Here is a 16,304-nt window from a genome sequence, read left to right as displayed (position 1 = left end):
GTGGGTCATACGGCACTGCGTTTATGGCTTTGCGAGGCGCGCCCGCGCTACGGCGGATGCGTTCGTTCGGCCAAGAGTCGCCGAAATTCGGCTCCCTGCCGCAACCAATAGCTCCAGATCAATACCGGTTGCGATACCCATGCCGTGGAGCATGTAGATCACATCCTCGGTGGCGACATTACCCGAGGCGCCAGGTGCGTACGGACAGCCACCCAGTCCGGCGACGGAGGCGTCAATGGTGTGAATGCCATGCTGGAGTGCGATCAGGATATTGCTCAGCGCCTGGCCGTATGTGTCGTGGCAGTGCACGGCCAGTTGATCGGGGTTAAAGCGTGCGAGCAAGACACGCAGAAGACGTTCCATGCTCCCTGCGTTGCCGACGCCAATGGTGTCGCCTAATGAGACCTCATAACACCCCATATCAAACAATTTGGCAGTAACCTCCGCCACGTTTTGCGAGGACACCTCCCCCTCGTAGGGGCAGCCGAGCACACAGGACACGTAACCGCGCACCGGTATATTGTGCTGTTGTGCGGCTTCCATCACCTCGCGAAAACGTACTAGGCTCTCTTCGATGCTGCAGTTGATATTTTTATGGGAGAAGGTCTCTGAGGCGACGGCAAAAATAGCGACTTCGTCAGCGCCAACGGCCAATGCGCGCTCAAACCCCTGAAGGTTGGGTGTGAGGGCGCAGTAGCGAACGCCGGGGCGGCGTTCAATGCGGCTAAAGACCTGTTCACTATCAGCCATTTGCGGCACCCACTTCGGGTTCACAAAACTGCCAGCCTCGATGTAGGAGTGACCGGCACGAGTCAGGTCGTCTATTAGTTGTAGCTTGGCGGCAAGGGGGATGGTTTGGGATTCACCCTGTAGGCCATCTCGGGGGCCGACCTCTACCAGCCGAACGGTTTTAGGAAGGCTCATGGGTGATTACTCCTCACTGACGACAAAGTCGACCAGCGCTGCACCGCCATCGACTAAATCGCCGCTCTCATAATAGAAGGCTTGCACTATGCCAGGACAGGGTGCCCGAATAGTGTGTTCCATTTTCATCGCTTCCATGACCAACAGGGGCGCGCCGGTTTCTATCTGATCGCCCACTCGCGCCAGCAGCGTGACGATCGTGCCGTTCATTGGCGCCCGCAGTCCGCCATCACCGCCGGTGTCCTCTGCTTCACCTGTGTCAGCAAAGACTTCGTGAAAATGGCAGGCGCCCTCTGGCAAATAAAGGGTAAAACTGTCGTGCGTGTGTGCCAGGGTAGCGCGGCGTCGGTGCCCGTCGATTTCAAGATGCAGTGTATCGTCCTCCAGTGTGCCCGCCAACAGCGTTTCATGACCTGCTGCGCGCACCCGATACTGTGTCCCCCGCTGCTCTAACTCGATAGCGTAATCCTGTTGCTGGCAGTGCAGCGTGATATGGTGACTGTGCGGTCCGTTCAGACGCCATGCGTTGGTGTCTTGCCACGGAGAGTAGGGGTCAATGCAAGAGGCGGTCAATTTGGCTCGTCGCTGCTTATGCAGTAGCAATGCTAATGCGGCTAGCGGCAATTCGCGCTCGAGGTTCCCGCGGTGTGTATGGAAAAGTAACTGCGCATGCTCATCGATAAAGCCTGTATCCAACTGTGCCTCCTCAAAGGGATGGCAGGTGGCTAGGTTGTAGAGGAAGTCGAGATTGGTGACGGTGCCGCTGATGCGATATTGCGAGAGCGCCGTACTGAGTCTCTGCAGCGCGCGATCACGGGATTCGTCCCAAACAATTAATTTAGCGATCATCGGGTCGTAGTACACGCTGATGTGATCACCTTGGCATACTCCGGTGTCTACCCGCACATACCGGGATTCATCGGGTGGGCGTAAAAAATCCAATGTACCGGTAACCGGCAAGAAGTCGTTATCCGGGTCTTCCGCATAGACTCTCGCTTCAAACGCATGTCCGCGAATGTGCACTGCCTCCTGTGTCAGTGGCAGGGGTTCGCCACATGCGACCCGTAACTGCCACTCCACTAAGTCCAGCCCCGTAATCATCTCCGTGATCGGATGCTCAACTTGTAGGCGGGTGTTCATCTCCATAAAATAAAAGCTGTCGTCCTGTTGTAGCAAAAATTCTACGGTACCCGCTCCACGGTAGTCGATGGCGCGCGCCGCCGTGATGGCGGTTTCACCCATCGCCTGTCGCAGTGTGTCAGTCATACCCGGAGCGGGGGCTTCTTCAATAATTTTCTGGTGACGTCGCTGCACCGAACAATCACGTTCCGCCAGGTAAATACCGTGTCCCAGATGATCGAAAAATATTTGGAATTCCACGTGCCGCGGTTTGATGAGATATTTTTCCACTAGCATTGTGTCATCACTAAAACTGGCCAGGGACTCTCGTTTGGCAGCGGCCAGCGCCTCGTCGAATTCGTCTGCCGACGACACTTGGCGCATTCCTTTGCCGCCGCCGCCAGCGGTTGCTTTGAGCAGCACTGGGTATCCCATTGATTGAGCCGCAGACTTTAGCCGCGCTGGGTCCTGATCATTCCCATGATAGCCGGGCACCAGTGGCACACCCGCCTGCTCCATAATACGTTTGGCCGCAGATTTGCTGCCCATGGATGCAATCGCCGCAACACCGGGACCAATAAATACCACACCCTGATCCGCACAGGCCGCTGCAAAATCAGCATTTTCTGACAGGAAACCATAGCCTGGATGTATGGCTTGCGCGTGCGTAATTTGCGCGGCCGCCAGTATCTTGTCTCCCAGCAGGTAGGACTCCCGCGCGGGAGCTGCGCCAATATGGATCGCCTCGTCCGCCAGTTTTACATGCAGCGCATCACGATCTGCATCTGAATACACCGCTACGGTTGCCACACCCATACGCCGTGCCGTCTTGATAATGCGGCAGGCAATTTCACCGCGGTTGGCAATGAGAATTTTTTTAAACATGATGTCCTAACCTCGCACCTTATTCGGTAGAGAGCGGAGAAATGAGAAACAACGATCGATCAAGCGCATCACATCCTGAATACGCCGAAAGACGTCTCCTCAATTGGCGCATTCAATGACGCTGAAATACAGAGACCCAGGACCTTGCGGGTATCTGCCGGATCTATCACCCCGTCATCCCATAATCGCGCTGACGCGTAGTAGGGGTGCCCCTGTTCTTCATACAAATCGATAATAGGCTGCTTGAAGGCAGCCTCCTCTTCGGGGCTCATGAGCTTGTCATCGCGCGCCATCTGGTCCTGTTTTATCGTAGCGAGTACCCCCGCTGCCTGCTCGCCACCCATGACTGAGATACGAGCGTTAGGCCACATGAAAAGAAAGCGCGGCTCATAGGCACGTCCACACATGGCGTAGTTACCCGCGCCGAATGATCCCCCTATCATCACCGTAAATTTGGGCACTCTGGCACAGGCTACGGCGTGCACCATTTTTGCACCGTGACGAGCGATACCCCCTGCCTCATATTGCTTGCCCACCATGAAACCCGTGATGTTCTGCAGGAATACCAATGGTATTTTCCGCTGCGCGCACAACGTGACGAAGTGAGCCCCCTTGACCGCTGACTCACTGAATAGTATGCCGTTGTTCGCGACGATGCCCACCGGGTATCCGTGAATACGCGCGAAGCCACAGACTAGCGTCTCACCGAACAGCGCTTTAAATTCGTCAAAATCTGAGCCATCGACGATGCGGGCAATCACTTCGCGTACATCGTAAGGCTGTTTGGTGTCAGCAGGAATCACGCCATAAATGTCTTTCACAGGATAGAGCGGCTCGACGCTAGGTTGCACGTCTATGGTAACGGGCTTGACTCGATTCAGGCGACTCACTGAGCGACGTAACAGTTCCAGAGCGTGATGATCATTGTTGGCATAATGGTCGGTGACGCCGGAGGTACGGCAGTGCACATCAGCTCCGCCTAGCTCTTCCGCCGAAACGATTTCACCGGTAGCGGCTTTTACTAACGGGGGTCCACCCAAGAAAATGGTCCCCTGATTTTTGACGATAATGGATTCATCCGCCATAGCGGGCAAATAAGCCCCGCCGGCGGTGCAGGAACCCAGCACCGCGGCTATCTGTGGGATTCCCTTCGATGACATACGTGCCTGATTGTAGAACGCGTGCCCGAAGTGCTCGCGATCCGGAAATACCTCGTCCTGTAACGGCAAAAAGGCACCACCAGAATCCACGAGGTAGAGGCAGGGCAAGTGATTCTCTTCGGCAATGGTTTGCGCTCGACCCTGTTTTTTTACTGTGAGCGGATAGTAGGCGCCGCCCTTAACCGTGGCGTCGTTTATAAAGATCATGCATTCCAGACCGGAGACGCGGCCAATACCGGTAATGATTCCGGCGCCCGGCACATCGTCTGTATAGACTTTGTAGGCGGCGAGCTGGGACAGCTCTAAAAATGGAGAGCCCGGATCCAGTAAGGCATTGAGTCGCTCCCGCGGGAGTAGCTTGCCGCGGGAGGTGTGACGCTCCTGAGCCTTTTTGCCACCTCCTTGGTGAATAACATCGACTCGCTGTCGCAGGTCATCAACCTGCACTTCCATGTGTTCCCGATTTTTTCCGAAAATGTCGTCCCGAGTATTGATGCGTGAATCCAGCAGTGCCATGTGTGTGCTCCTAAGCAGTTGCGTTAAACAGTTCGCGGCCGATGAGCATGCGCCGTATTTCGGAGGTGCCTGCGCCGATTTCGTACAGTTTGGCATCACGCAGCAGGCGTCCAGCGTTGGCATCATTGGTATAACCGAAACCGCCCAGCGCCTGTATTGCCTGCAGTGCCATCTGGGTCGCTTTCTCTGCGGTATAAAGAATTACTGCAGCGCAGTCCTGACGTGTTCCCTCACCTCTGTCACAGGCACTTGCGACGGCGTATAAATAGGCACGACAGGCATTGAGGTCGGCGTACATGTCTGCCAGCTTGCCCTGCATCAGTTGGAACTCTCCTATGCTCTGTCCGAATTGTTTGCGGTCGTGCAGGTAGGGCAGAACCTCGTCCAGGCAGGCTTGCATGATGCCCACCGGTCCTCCGGACAATACAGTGCGTTCATAGTCTAGCCCCGACATGAGTATTCTCACGCCGTCGCCTTCATTGTGCAGTCTATTTTCAGCTGGCACCTCACAATTTTGGAAGACCAGCTCACAGGTGTTGGAGCCGCGCATACCGAGTTTGTCGAGTTTAGGCGAGCGGGAGAATCCTGGGGCATCGCGCTCAACGATGAACGCAGTAATGCCTTTGGATCCTGCCTCAGGATCGGTTTTGGCATAGATTATGTAGACATGGGCATCGGGGCCGTTGGTGATCCACATTTTAGTCCCGTTGAGTATGTAGCTGTCGCCCTGTTTGCGAGCATTTAATTTCATGCTCACCACGTCGGAGCCGGCGTTGGCTTCTGACATGGCCAGTGCGCCTATGTGTTGACCCGAACACAGCTTTGGAAGGTATTTCTGTTTTTGTTCCTCATTGCCGTTTTTGGCTAACTGGTTAAGGCACAGATTGGACATGGCGCCATAGGACAGTCCGACAGAGGCAGAGGCGCGGCTAATTTCCTCCATGACCACCGAGTGGGCGAGGTACCCCATATTGCTGCCGCCATAGCTATCTTCTACGGTAATTCCCAGCAGGCCCATGTCTCCTAACGTTCGCCATAGATCCATGGGGAACTCATTACTGCGGTCTATGTCTGCCGCGCGCGGGACAATTTCTTTTTGGCACATTTGGTAGACCGCATCGCGCAGCATGTCGATGTCTTCCCCAAGGCCAAAGTTGAGGGTAGGGTAGCGGGAGCTCATAATGAATGTCCTATCATTTCTTTGGGGTTGCTGAAATTTTTTTCTGGCGTTTTCCCAGCGCCTTCTCGCAAAGCCCCAGTACCTCGCTGAGTCCTGTCAGCATGTCATCGATATCGTCTTTTTGCTGCAGAAGTCTAGCTTGGCGCCCTGAGATCGTATTGATCAGTGAGAGAAGTTGCTGTGTGTTGTTGTGCTGCGGGTCGTACAAATCAATCACTTCGACGCTTTCCTGCAGCGTCATGCCAATACGCTTTCCACGCAGGATCAGCTTTATGCGAACCCGGTCAGCAGCGGTATAGACTCGCCTCTGCCCCTCACGTAGGGGCTGGACGAGGCCTTTTTCCTCGTAAAAACGGATGGCGCGGGTGGTGACCCCGAACTCGCTAGCCAGCTCTGAGATTGTGTAGGTTTGGTTTGGCATGTGCTGTTCCTTCCGCACAACGAGTGACAAACGACACTGTATCAAACAATGACGTTAACGTAAACGGAAGGTTAGTTGAGGTTAGGACGATGAGATGATTCAGGTCCGCTCCTGTAGCCGCTAGGCGGGATAATCCGCGCGCTGGAAGAGTTATGCCACTCGATATATCGGGATTATTTGCTATCATCCCTCCTCCAGTGACCGAAGAGTACCGTCATTCATGTCAAGATCATTATTGCCGCTGCTTGCCGATGGCGAGTTTCACTCGGGCCAGGATCTTGCAGAGGCTATGGGTGTGAGTCGCACTGCTGTCTGGAAACAGGTCAATCGCCTAGTGAACGACTCGGTGCTTGCCATTGAGTCAGTGAAGGGTAAGGGCTATCGCATTCCTGGCGGTATTGACCTGCTCGATGCCGCTCAGGTGAAAGCTGGACTTGATCCGCGTGCCGCTGCACTGATGGGCCGTCTGGAGATTCTCGACACGGTCGACTCGACCAACGCCCATGTGATGCGTTTGGCCGAGCAGGACGGCTTGACCAGCTTGGTGTGCACTGCGGAGCAACAGTCCGCGGGTCGCGGCCGCCGTGGTCGGCAGTGGGTCAGCCCCTATGCGAGTAATCTCTATTTGTCTCTGCTGTGGGAGTTTACTCAGGGGGCGGCGGCTTTAGAGGGGCTGAGCTTGGCCGTAGGGGTCGCCGTTGCGCGCGCACTGCGAGCCTGTGATGTGCCTGCTGTGCAGCTCAAATGGCCTAACGATGTGCTATACGATGGTGCCAAACTCGGGGGTATATTGTTGGAGATGAGCGGTGACGCGGCCGGAAGCTGTCGGGTCGTCATCGGTGTGGGTCTTAATGTGGCCATGCCTGACGCGGCGGCGGGTGCTATTGACCAAGCTTGGACAGATATCAACACAATGACCTCAAGTCAGACTCCCGGCCGCAGCAGGATATTGGCAGCGCTGTTAAATGAGTTGTTGCCGCTGGTGGCTGATTTCGAGCAGCGCGGATTTGCCCATTGGCGTGAGGAATGGCAGTCTCTGGATGCGTTAGCCGATGCTGCTGTGGTGCTACATGCTGGCGAAGTGCCTCTTGCTGGCATCGCGCGTGGAGTAGATGCGCGCGGTGCGCTGCAGTTGGAGACCGCGACTGGCTTGCAGTCGGTGTACGGTGGTGAAGTGTCTTTGAGGGCAGCCTCATGAACAGTCCTGGCGTCTGTCTGCAGCTTGATATCGGCAACACCCGTGCGAAATGGCGCTTGGTCAACGGCAATAAAGTCATAAGCCGTGGAGATTATCGGCCTAATGATGAAAGCTCGCAGCAACGATTACTGAATTGCTGCGAATCGCTGCATCATATCTGGATTTCAAGTGTGACCACCGCAGCGTCAGAATTACAGCTGTCGCGCCTGTTGGAAAACCAATGGGGTATCGCGCCGTGGTTTGCGCGTTCTGAATCGCGCACGGGCAGCCTGATGAACAGTTATGAGGAACCGGGACGCATGGGGGTTGATCGCTGGCTGGCAATGCTCGGAGGTCGGGAGCGCAAAAAGAGCAGGGTGTGTGTTATCGATAGTGGCTCTGCCCTTACCATCGATATTGTTAGTGCTGATGGTCGTCATGAGGGTGGTTACATCATTCCCGGAGCAGCTTTGATGGAGCGTGCCTTATTGCTCGATACTGATCGCGTCCGGTTTGATGAAGAAGTCGGCTATGGACTGTCTCCCGGCACCTCAACCGCGCACGCAGTGCGCCATGGCATTGCGCTGGCGCAAGCGGGCGCGATTACGCTGGCGTTGGAACAGGCAGCCAGCGAGCCAATGGCGATACTGTTTTGCGGAGGTGCGGGCCAGTCGCTTATGGAGTTAGTCGATCACGGCGGAGAAGTCGTTCCGGATCTCGTGTTTGAGGGCCTGGAGATAATGGCCTCATTACGATGATGTGGCGTTGGCACGGTGGTACCTTCGAAGGCTTGGTTGATCACGCAGTGCGGGCGAGGGGAGGAGATAGCCGAAATCCCGTTAGCACCGACAGAGATTGTTGATTATTGATCCATGAAGCACTGAGAAAAATACCACCAGTGTGTAATTCTGATGTCTGTCTATACCTTAAGTTAGATTTTTTATTATGACTCATCTTCTTCTTCCTGTTCACCAAGAACAATGTCGTCGCGCTCAATTTGCTCCGCCTCTTCGTCGTCGAGTGAGCAGCTAAGCTCATCGCCAATCTGATCGTCAGTATCGATACACTCAAAAATTTGTGCCTCGACAGCTGCGCTATCTCTGTCGGCGGCGATGCCAATATTAAAAGCGGCGTATCCTGGCAACATAAACTGGTTGAGTGCCATGCCCAGAACCCGACCTGAGTAGGGGGAAAGGATTTCAAAGGTCTCATCGGTTATAGGATTGACGATCGATCCCAAAACGGTGCCTTCCCAAATGCGCTCGCCGATGTCAACATTGGAAATCAGCAGCCCTCCGTAATTAACTCTCACCCAGCGTGAGCTATAAAATACGGCTTGCGACCCGCTGGTCGCCCAGAAGGGGCGCGTCATATTCACTCCACGCAGCACGGCCTTTATAATTTTGACTCCTTCTTTGATGTGCTTTTCCTGCAGGCTTCCGGGTTCACCCAACTCTAGAGCGACGGCAGGTATACCATAGTTGACCGCGGCACTGCGTAAGTTGCCACGAAGTTTTCTGCTGTGTAATACCGCCGTTGAGCCAAACTTGGTGGTGAATTCCAGTACCTCAGGAACTTGCAGGTTTGCTCTGACTTGCGCAATGTTAGTTCGAGCCAGTGAGCCGGTATGCAGATCTATTAATAAATCGCAATGACGTACGATATCCTGAAAAAAAGAATATGCGATGCGCGATGCAGAACTACCCTTAGGGTTACCTGGAAAGTGTCGATTAAGGTCGCGTCGGTCTGGTAGATACCGTGTGCCATTGGTGAAGCCCAGTAAATTGACAATGGGAACACCAATGACCGTCCCGTGTAACTTCTTTGCAGAGAGCTTACTGATCAATCGCCTCACAATTTCAACGCCGTTCAATTCGTCACCATGAATAGCCGCTGTGAGGCACAAGGTTGGGCCGGGATATTTTCCACGTATGATGTTAACCGGCGCTTCTAATTTACTGCCGTAAGAGGTTTCTCCTGCGACCCAGAGCAGTCGTCGTGTCTCCCCTAGAGCTATTGTGGCACCTAGAATATCCAGTATATCATTCGGCGGCTCTGAGATAGACTCGACCCGCTCCTCATCAGTGGCATCCGGTTCTTTGTTGGCGATAGTGGTTTCAGTCGCAATCCCCTCGACCGCTGTAAGCGTTGTCTGAGCTTCAGGTGTTGGCGCAGGAAGAGCCTGCTCAACGATGACTTCCCCGGCAGGAGTCTGCATCTTATCAATTTGTATCTCGTCAACCCGAACTTCGCCCACCTGCGCCTCATCAACCTGCGCTAGCGCCGATGTCATGAAGAAGCATACGCCTACGCATATCAGCGGGCGCAGGGTAAAAATCCGGTTGTCTGAAAAAAGATATCGATACATCGAAGAGCCTTTGGAGTCTGTGGCAAACGCCACTGTCGAGGGAAGGTTGAATACGCTGACGCAGCTTGGCTGGGTCAGCCGGGCGCGTGACGCTGAATTATCTGCCCTTAAATACCGGCGATCTTCGTTCAATACGCGCCATCATTCCCTCGGCAAAGTCTTCAGTATGCATGAGCTTTGCCAGCGCGTTGTTCTCCATATCAAGGGCCTTTTCAAGTGAGTCGATATGGGGCTGGTGCATGCATCGCTTCATCTCGCGAATGGACATCGCAGGACCTAAAGGGGGTATAAGTTGCAGCGTTTGCTCCTTGGCGTAGTTTAGAAGCTCGTCGTGGGGTAAGACCTTGTTGGCAATCCCTAGCTCTACGGCTTTTTCTGCACTAATACGTTCTGGAAAAAAAAGCATTTCCTTGGCCTTTTGGAATCCAAGCAAACGTGGCAACAGAAAAGTGGAAGCGAGTTCGGCAGCAATCCCAAGTTTCGCGAAAGGAAGTTGTATCCAAGCGTGCTCTGACATGTAGATCTGATCGGCAACGGCTAGACAAAGCGTAAACGCTCCACCGATTGCGAGCCCGTTGATGGCGGCAATGACCGGCTTGTCACACTCATAAAACTTCATAGTCGTGCGTTTTTGGGCAACATCTGACATATCAATGTCTGCTAATACCTCTGGTGCTAAACCTTCAAAGGCATCAGGGTTGAAGTATCCGCCGCTGCTAAAGGCTTCTTTTTTCGGATCATTAGAGTTTGGATCCTTTGCGCCCGTCAATATCATCGCATGCGCTGACTCATCGGACTGAAAGTGATCCACAGCGTAAAAAAGCTCCAGAAAAGTGACGGCGCTGAGAGCGTTTTTGCGCCCCGGCGTATTTAGTGTCAGCGTAACAATGCCCGCATCATCCTTAGCATAGGTTATGTCTCGAAAATCTTGCGGTTTCATGGTGGCTTTTCCTCTTTAGGACAGCTGCATCCGCTTAACGCAAATGCTGGATTCACTATTTTGGAGTCGCTCGCAGCGAATGGCAACCATTGGGTCAGAAAAAGCTGTAAGTTGCAGTGCCGAACGGCTTGTTTAGCTGGCGTCCGCAGTCTCTTTTTCGAATTCTGCAATAGCCTGTTCGACCGGTCCCAGCATTGAGGCTGCTCGCGGATATCCAGCGTACTGTGCGATGAAAAGGAGAAACTCTCGTGCTTCGGCTGGGTTGATTTCGCCTCTCTTGAGAGAGGCTTTGATCTGTATTTTGAATGTCGTGGGCTCGCCCTTCTCTGCGATAATACCCAGCAGCAGAATGCGCTTGTCTCGCATAGAAAGGGTTTCTCGTGTCCACAGTTCGGCGAACAATTGTTTGAGCATAATGTCGGTAAAAGCATAGCCCTCTGGAGGAACTACAACATCTCCGGCGTAAACATCCTTTATTTTTTCCTCGCCCAGGGCGCGGCGTTCTTCGTCATTCATAATGTCTCTCCGATGAGTTCAGTCTACTCTAGTCTAGTGTGCCAAAAATTTTATCGTAAAGAGGTGTAATCGTTGAATAGTTGCCTTTGTGCATATTCTCATGGTGCACGTGATGCTTGGCCACAACCCAGTTCATGGTTTTGAAGGGGAAGTGCGGCAGATTCAGATAGACGTGATTAATCTGGTTAAGCTGGGTGAATATCAGATACGTTAGGATTATGGTGGTGATCTGAAAAGGCCCCATAAGTGCCGCCAATATTACTGTTGATCCCATGTAGAGCGATAGCCCGATGAACGTCTCAAAGGGGTGCACATAGTGTGCATCCAGGTAAGTGGGATTGCGGGCCTGATGGTGCACAGCGTGTATCTTGCGCATGGCACCTTGCCCATGAAACCAAAAGCGATGCGACAGATAGTAAAAAAAGTCGTAAAAAAGCAGAATGATGGCACTGTCCAGTAGTACTTTCCATACCGCTTGGTTTTCAAATGTGATGCAAAATGGCAGCAGTACAAGGAAAAAAACAATATTGCAATACAGGCCGACTTTCTGGGTGCTACGAACGACCGGCGGGTATTTTTCCAGCTTCCATTTGGGCTTATCTTTTTCCCTATTGCGCTGTCGCATTTCGCCCACTGCCGGCACACGGAACAGAATCTTCTTGCCCACAATGGTTATCGCTACAATGCCCGCCAGTGCTACCAGGGAACTCAGGATGTGGTAGTGCTGCCATACGTAAGCCAGCCACTCGTTGTTGGTCATCATTGTCATTTACCTCGCGTATTCAGTAGGACAGAGCAACAGTGTGGCGAGTGCCTTACTGCCTTGCTCGCCGAGTCGTTGTTGAAGTTGATGTGCCAGCAGACTAATCTCTGCTGCGCTACCTGTGTCAAAAATGCCTTGTTCCAGTTCGAGCCCGAAGTACAGATCTTGCAGCGTCGCGTCCAGCCGCTTAAGCGCTGCCTGGCCAATGATCTCGGCAAACTCCGCTTCCAACTCATTGCCACTTATTATTGAGTCAGTAATCAGCTTCTCTCCGTGATCGGTGAAGATAAGCACAACCTGGCGAGCATCTGAGGGGTCGGTTTTGCGCTGCAGATACCCGAGGTTTTCCAGCTCTGTGCCGATGGCGCTGATAGCTTGCTTGCTCACGTCCTGAATGGCTGCAATTTTCTGTATTCGTCCTCCAGAAGGACCAATCAGTCCCAGTACCTGACCGAAACGTAGCTTTAGCCCAGGATGACCTTTCTCACGCGTCAATTCCATAAGGCGTTTCAGCGTATAGTCTGAGAGTCTAGGTAGTAACCCAGCCATCGATGTGTTCGCGTTCGCGTCATTGCTGGGTGGCGCGAGGCTGAGAGAGTGGCGATGAGAGATTTTTCGTAGAGACTTACTTGCATCAAGAATGCGTGAGCCGTGAATGATTTTTGCTAGCTGCTGATCCAGTTCAGCTACAATATGAAGGCCATCGCGACGCAGCTTGATGCCATGAGACGACAGAGTCAGTTGTTTGGCACGACCGTCTTCAGGGTCAGCGATTCGGTCAATATAGCCCGCCGCGACGACTTGTTTGGCGGCTTGATTGCAGGCCTGCCGAGAAATACCTAAAATTTCTGCTAGATCCGTTAGCCGCTTGTCACCTTCTCCGAGCAGAATGATATAGGGGCTAAAACTCAATCGTAGATGCTCATGCCCGTATTGTTGGTGCAGCGCGGTCATCATTGTGTTTTGAAGGTATCGTGCTACACCGAGCAGGTGTCGGGAGAAGTTATGTCGATATCGATTCCTGGCCATACGGGGCTCGATATTTTCTAGGCTGAGAGCGTTCATAAATAAATAGTAAACGTAACTTGACTACTAGTCAATTTATATTGACAGACTCTGTTTTTGATGGATACACTGGCCGCCAATAAGAATGCGCTGCTAGATGGAAAAGGCGTTAATAAGAGGAGTGAATTAAGGTGAAAATCAATGTCGGCTATATAGGGTTGGGTAATATCGGCAAGCCCTGTGCACAGCGGCTCATCTGCGATGCATTCAGTGCACATGTCTATGATGTGTATGCGCCTGCCGTTGAAGAATTGGTGGCAGAAGGTGCGATAGGCTGTGCGTCGGCCGCTGCTCTGGCGAAAATCTGTGTGCACATAGGTATTTGTGTGCGCGACGACGCTCAGGTGGAGAATCTTTTGCATGGCGATGACGGTATTTTTGCTCACGCGTCGCCTGGCACCCTGATAGCGATTCACAGCACGGTTACACAGGCTAATTTGCTGTTATGGGCTGAAGAGGCATCTAATCTGGGCCTCAACCTGATTGACGCTCCTATTACAGGCGGAGCGCACCGGGCACTCGACGGCACGTTGTGTTATATGGTGGGCGGTAGTGTGGAGCAATTAGCGCAGGGTTCTCCTGTGTTCCAAACTTCTGCGGAAAAAATTGTACACGCTGGACCTGTCGGCTGTGGTATAGCGCTGAAACTATGCAATAACTTTATCCAGTACACCGAGTTTGTCGCCATGGTGGAGGCGACACGGTTAGCTGAAGCCTGCGGCCTTTCGGTGGAAGTGTTGCGCGATGTCGGGTTATCCAACGGCGTTGTTAATCAGCAAATGTTTATGTTCGCCAGTGGTCGCAATGCTGTGGTAAAAACGACCAGTGAAGAAGACATGGATGCCTACTTCGGCGCGATGGGACGGCTGGGCCGAAAAGATTTGGAGTGTGCTATTAGTACTGCCAATACTAAGGGTGTTGTTATGCCCACCGCTCAATACATATGTGATCGTATCGAGAATGTGTTTATGGCCAAAGACGAATCACGGCCTCCAATGTGACAGGAGCTAAGAGTATGAACCCTGAAAAAAGATTATTCATAGACGGTGAGCTGTGTGAAGCCGCTTCCGGGAAAACGTACCCCAATATTAATCCTGCAACTGAAGAAGTTATGGGCGCCGTAGCTGATGCCGGCTGCGAAGATATGGATAGAGCGATTGCCGCTGCCCGCCGTGCATTTGATGAGACCGACTGGTCTACCAATCATGCCTTTCGTCACAAGTGTCTGCAACAATTGCAGCAAGGACTGCGCGCCGTACAGGAAGACTTTAAGTTACAGATCGCCGCTGAGACCGGAGCGCCGCTGGGTATTTGTGGGGAAATGGGGCCGCAGTGCGAATTGCCTATCGGTTTTATCGACTATACGCTGAAAAGCTTACCTGACTTCGACTGGAGCCGCGATATTGGTGTTTCTGAGATGATGGGTGGTAAGAACCGACGCTTGGTGGAAAAAGAAGCGATTGGGGTGGTGGCCTGCATCACCCCGTGGAACGTGCCGCTACAAATTAATCTTGCCAAATGTGTGCCTGCACTTGCCGCTGGTTGCACCTTGATATTGAAGGCCGCGCCAGAGACACCTTGGTCGTCGACAATGTTAGGGCGAGTGATCAAAGAGCATACCGATATTCCACCTGGCGTGTTCAATGTGATTACCTCTGAGGACCCGAAAGAAGTGGGAGATCAGCTAGTGGGCGATCCGCGCGTGGATATGGTGTCCTTTACCGGCTCCACTGCGGTCGGTAAGCATATAATGGCACGCGCTGCCCAAACGGTTAAAAAAGTGTTCCTAGAACTGGGCGGCAAATCAGCCAATATCATTCTTGATGACGCGGATCTTTCTTCAAGCCTGCTGAGTGTTCTGGCGGTGTGTTTTCACTCCGGCCAGGGCTGCGCAATCAACACCCGGTTACTCATTCCTCGCTCGCGTCAGGCTGAAGTAGAGGCATTGCTCCCAACCTATTTTGGGTTTATCCAGTACGGCGATCCGAGCTCTGATAGTCAGATAATGGGTCCATTGGTCAATGCTCGCCAGCGAGAGCGAGTCCTTAACTACATTGAACTGGGAAAGGCGCAGGGTGCCCGCGTGTTGATTGGTGGCGGTGTGCCTGCTCATTTGGATAAGGGCTATTATGTAGAGCCTACGGTATTTATGGATGTGACGAATGAGATGACTATCGCGCGCGAGGAAATCTTCGGCCCGGTGCTCGCAGTCATTGCCTACGACGATGAGGACGATGCCGTACGTATCGCCAATGATTCTGACTATGGTCTGTCAGGGAGCGTCTGGTCTGAAACTGACGAACGTGCACTGGCTGTTGCGCGGCGTATTCGTGCCGGCACAATCAATGTGAATGGTGGGAATTTTTACGGGGCAGATGCCCCTTTTGGCGGCTATAAGCAAAGTGGTCTCGGTCGAGAGATGGGCCGTGAGGGTTTTGAAGAATATCTTGAAACTAAGACGATTGCCATTGCGATTGGTGAATGAGCGTGGACTTGCAGGACAATGTTTACATTGTGACCGGTGGCTCACGGGGGTTTGGGCTGGCCATTGCTAAAAGTCTCGTAGAACATGGCGCGCACGTTGGGCTAATCAGCCGTAATCAGTCGGGTCTTGATCAGGCGGTAGCAGAGATTGGCGCGGACCATGCGCTCGGCGTGGTTGCTGATGTGGGTTCTCGAGCGAGTGTCAGTATTGCCTTTGAAAAAATTCACACGCATTTCGGACGTCTTGATGGACTGGTGAATAATGCGGGATTGGCGACACCGAACAAGGTGGAAAACCTTGTAGAAGAAGAAGTGCTCTTGCAAGTGCAGACTAATTTTTTAGGTACAGTGTTCTGTTCCCAGCTGGCGATTCCGATGCTCAAAAGCAGTGAAAATCCCCGCATTATCACAATTTCCTCCGCAAGCGCCTGGCATTACGATGAGATGAGCCATCTATCGATTTATGCCTCAACTAAGGCCGCGGTAGAGCGCTTTACGCGCGATCTGAGGTTGGAGGTACAGGCTGATGGCATTGGCGTTACCTGTATTCGACCCGGTGGCGCATGGACAAATTTCTCCGATGGCTGGGACACACAGGCGCTGGAGGGTGCGCTGGCAGCATGGAAGGACGCTGGCACGCACATGGACATGGGTATGGAGGTGACACATGTGGGGGACGCGGTGCGCTACGCATTGTCACAACCTCCGGGCGTTGCAATCGATCTGCTGGAAATCCGCCCCAATGCATTAACATCCAAATCGATATTCTAATGTGAATATCCGATT

15 protein-coding genes are annotated in these 16,304 nt (G+C 53.0%); 5 read left to right on the top strand and 10 right to left on the bottom strand.

From position 1 onward, the window contains the following. Positions 1–21 precede the first annotated feature (21 nt). The 5 genes from ABXT62_RS13840 to ABXT62_RS13820 form a co-directional block, all read right to left on the bottom strand. Complete coding sequence (locus ABXT62_RS13840; RefSeq protein WP_415355871.1) at positions 22–924, bottom strand: hydroxymethylglutaryl-CoA lyase; 903 nt, start codon at positions 922–924, stop codon at positions 22–24. A 6-nt stretch (positions 925–930) separates the two neighbouring features. Continuing rightward, positions 931–2,928, bottom strand: a complete 1,998-nt coding sequence (locus ABXT62_RS13835) for an acetyl/propionyl/methylcrotonyl-CoA carboxylase subunit alpha (RefSeq protein ID WP_415355870.1) — start codon at positions 2,926–2,928, stop codon at positions 931–933. 68 nt (positions 2,929–2,996) lie between these two features. After that, positions 2,997–4,604: a carboxyl transferase domain-containing protein gene (locus ABXT62_RS13830; RefSeq protein ID WP_415355869.1), complete on the bottom strand. Its 1,608-nt coding sequence runs from the start codon at positions 4,602–4,604 to the stop codon at positions 2,997–2,999. A 10-nt stretch (positions 4,605–4,614) separates the two neighbouring features. Then, a complete protein-coding gene (locus ABXT62_RS13825) occupies positions 4,615–5,784 on the bottom strand; it encodes an isovaleryl-CoA dehydrogenase (RefSeq protein WP_415355868.1) in 1,170 nt (389 codons plus the stop codon). Positions 5,785–5,797: 13 nt separating this feature from the next. After that, a complete protein-coding gene (locus ABXT62_RS13820; RefSeq protein WP_415355867.1) occupies positions 5,798–6,205 on the bottom strand; it encodes a MerR family transcriptional regulator in 408 nt (135 codons plus the stop codon). Between the two features lie 220 nt (positions 6,206–6,425). Between ABXT62_RS13820 and birA the strand changes: the two genes are divergently transcribed. After that, on the top strand, positions 6,426–7,403 hold the full coding sequence (birA, locus tag ABXT62_RS13815; protein WP_415355866.1) for a bifunctional biotin--[acetyl-CoA-carboxylase] ligase/biotin operon repressor BirA: 978 nt from the start codon (positions 6,426–6,428) through the stop codon (positions 7,401–7,403). Then, positions 7,400–8,140 (top strand): type III pantothenate kinase, encoded by a 741-nt coding sequence (locus tag ABXT62_RS13810; protein WP_415355865.1) that lies wholly within the window; start codon positions 7,400–7,402, stop codon positions 8,138–8,140. Before birA ends, ABXT62_RS13810 begins: the two co-directional genes overlap by 4 nt. A 185-nt stretch (positions 8,141–8,325) precedes the next feature. Here the strand turns inward: ABXT62_RS13810 and ABXT62_RS13805 are convergent, their stop codons facing one another. From ABXT62_RS13805 to ABXT62_RS13785, 5 genes are all read right to left on the bottom strand, one after another. Continuing rightward, on the bottom strand, positions 8,326–9,675 hold the full coding sequence (locus tag ABXT62_RS13805) for a succinylglutamate desuccinylase/aspartoacylase family protein (protein ID WP_415355864.1): 1,350 nt from the start codon (positions 9,673–9,675) through the stop codon (positions 8,326–8,328). Between the two features lie 172 nt (positions 9,676–9,847). Beyond that, positions 9,848–10,690, bottom strand: a complete 843-nt coding sequence (locus ABXT62_RS13800; protein ID WP_415355863.1) for an enoyl-CoA hydratase/isomerase family protein — start codon at positions 10,688–10,690, stop codon at positions 9,848–9,850. A gap of 132 nt (positions 10,691–10,822) precedes the next feature. Further along, positions 10,823–11,206 (bottom strand): carboxymuconolactone decarboxylase family protein, encoded by a 384-nt coding sequence (locus tag ABXT62_RS13795; RefSeq protein WP_415355862.1) that lies wholly within the window; start codon positions 11,204–11,206, stop codon positions 10,823–10,825. Between the two features lie 28 nt (positions 11,207–11,234). Beyond that, positions 11,235–11,969: a sterol desaturase family protein gene (locus ABXT62_RS13790; protein ID WP_415355861.1), complete on the bottom strand. Its 735-nt coding sequence runs from the start codon at positions 11,967–11,969 to the stop codon at positions 11,235–11,237. Between the two features lie 6 nt (positions 11,970–11,975). Next, positions 11,976–12,998, bottom strand: a complete 1,023-nt coding sequence (locus tag ABXT62_RS13785; protein WP_415355860.1) for a MarR family winged helix-turn-helix transcriptional regulator — start codon at positions 12,996–12,998, stop codon at positions 11,976–11,978. 167 nt (positions 12,999–13,165) lie between these two features. Between ABXT62_RS13785 and ABXT62_RS13780 the strand changes: the two genes are divergently transcribed. Genes ABXT62_RS13780 through ABXT62_RS13770 form a run of 3 tightly spaced genes read left to right on the top strand, consistent with a single transcriptional unit; the run spans position 13,166 to position 16,289 of the window. Continuing rightward, on the top strand, positions 13,166–14,035 hold the full coding sequence (locus ABXT62_RS13780) for an NAD(P)-dependent oxidoreductase (RefSeq protein ID WP_415355859.1): 870 nt from the start codon (positions 13,166–13,168) through the stop codon (positions 14,033–14,035). Positions 14,036–14,049: 14 nt separating this feature from the next. Then, entirely contained in the window at positions 14,050–15,519 is a 1,470-nt protein-coding gene (locus tag ABXT62_RS13775; RefSeq protein WP_415355858.1) for an aldehyde dehydrogenase family protein, read from the top strand. Then, positions 15,516–16,289 (top strand): SDR family oxidoreductase, encoded by a 774-nt coding sequence (locus ABXT62_RS13770; protein ID WP_415355857.1) that lies wholly within the window; start codon positions 15,516–15,518, stop codon positions 16,287–16,289. Before ABXT62_RS13775 ends, ABXT62_RS13770 begins: the two co-directional genes overlap by 4 nt. The last annotated feature ends 15 nt before the right edge of the window (positions 16,290–16,304 follow it).

It is taken from the genome of Halioglobus sp. Uisw_031 (genome assembly GCF_047729875.1).
In the GTDB taxonomy this organism is placed as follows: domain Bacteria; phylum Pseudomonadota; class Gammaproteobacteria; order Pseudomonadales; family Halieaceae; genus Marimicrobium.
Note: the sequence above shows the minus strand (reverse complement) of the source record. Positions and strands in the feature narration are given on the sequence as shown.

Bases quoted from the DNA above. Each gene is read 5' to 3' on its own strand.
- ABXT62_RS13795 (WP_415355862.1), bottom strand. From the start codon at position 11,206: ATGAATGACGAAGAACGCCGCGCCCTGGGCGAGGAAAAAATAAAGGAT.
- ABXT62_RS13785 (WP_415355860.1), bottom strand. From the start codon at position 12,998: ATGGCCAGGAATCGATATCGACATAACTTCTCCCGACACCTGCTCGGT.
- ABXT62_RS13790 (WP_415355861.1), bottom strand. From the start codon at position 11,969: ATGATGACCAACAACGAGTGGCTGGCTTACGTATGGCAGCACTACCAC.
- ABXT62_RS13800 (WP_415355863.1), bottom strand. From the start codon at position 10,690: ATGAAACCGCAAGATTTTCGAGACATAACCTATGCTAAGGATGATGCG.
- ABXT62_RS13840 (WP_415355871.1), bottom strand. From the start codon at position 924: ATGAGCCTTCCTAAAACCGTTCGGCTGGTAGAGGTCGGCCCCCGAGAT.
- ABXT62_RS13810 (WP_415355865.1), top strand. From the start codon at position 7,400: ATGAACAGTCCTGGCGTCTGTCTGCAGCTTGATATCGGCAACACCCGT.
- ABXT62_RS13770 (WP_415355857.1), top strand. From the start codon at position 15,516: ATGAGCGTGGACTTGCAGGACAATGTTTACATTGTGACCGGTGGCTCA.
- birA (WP_415355866.1), top strand. From the start codon at position 6,426: ATGTCAAGATCATTATTGCCGCTGCTTGCCGATGGCGAGTTTCACTCG.
- ABXT62_RS13835 (WP_415355870.1), bottom strand. From the start codon at position 2,928: ATGTTTAAAAAAATTCTCATTGCCAACCGCGGTGAAATTGCCTGCCGC.
- ABXT62_RS13775 (WP_415355858.1), top strand. From the start codon at position 14,050: ATGAACCCTGAAAAAAGATTATTCATAGACGGTGAGCTGTGTGAAGCC.
- ABXT62_RS13825 (WP_415355868.1), bottom strand. From the start codon at position 5,784: ATGAGCTCCCGCTACCCTACCCTCAACTTTGGCCTTGGGGAAGACATC.
- ABXT62_RS13830 (WP_415355869.1), bottom strand. From the start codon at position 4,604: ATGGCACTGCTGGATTCACGCATCAATACTCGGGACGACATTTTCGGA.
- ABXT62_RS13820 (WP_415355867.1), bottom strand. From the start codon at position 6,205: ATGCCAAACCAAACCTACACAATCTCAGAGCTGGCTAGCGAGTTCGGG.
- ABXT62_RS13805 (WP_415355864.1), bottom strand. From the start codon at position 9,675: ATGACATCGGCGCTAGCGCAGGTTGATGAGGCGCAGGTGGGCGAAGTT.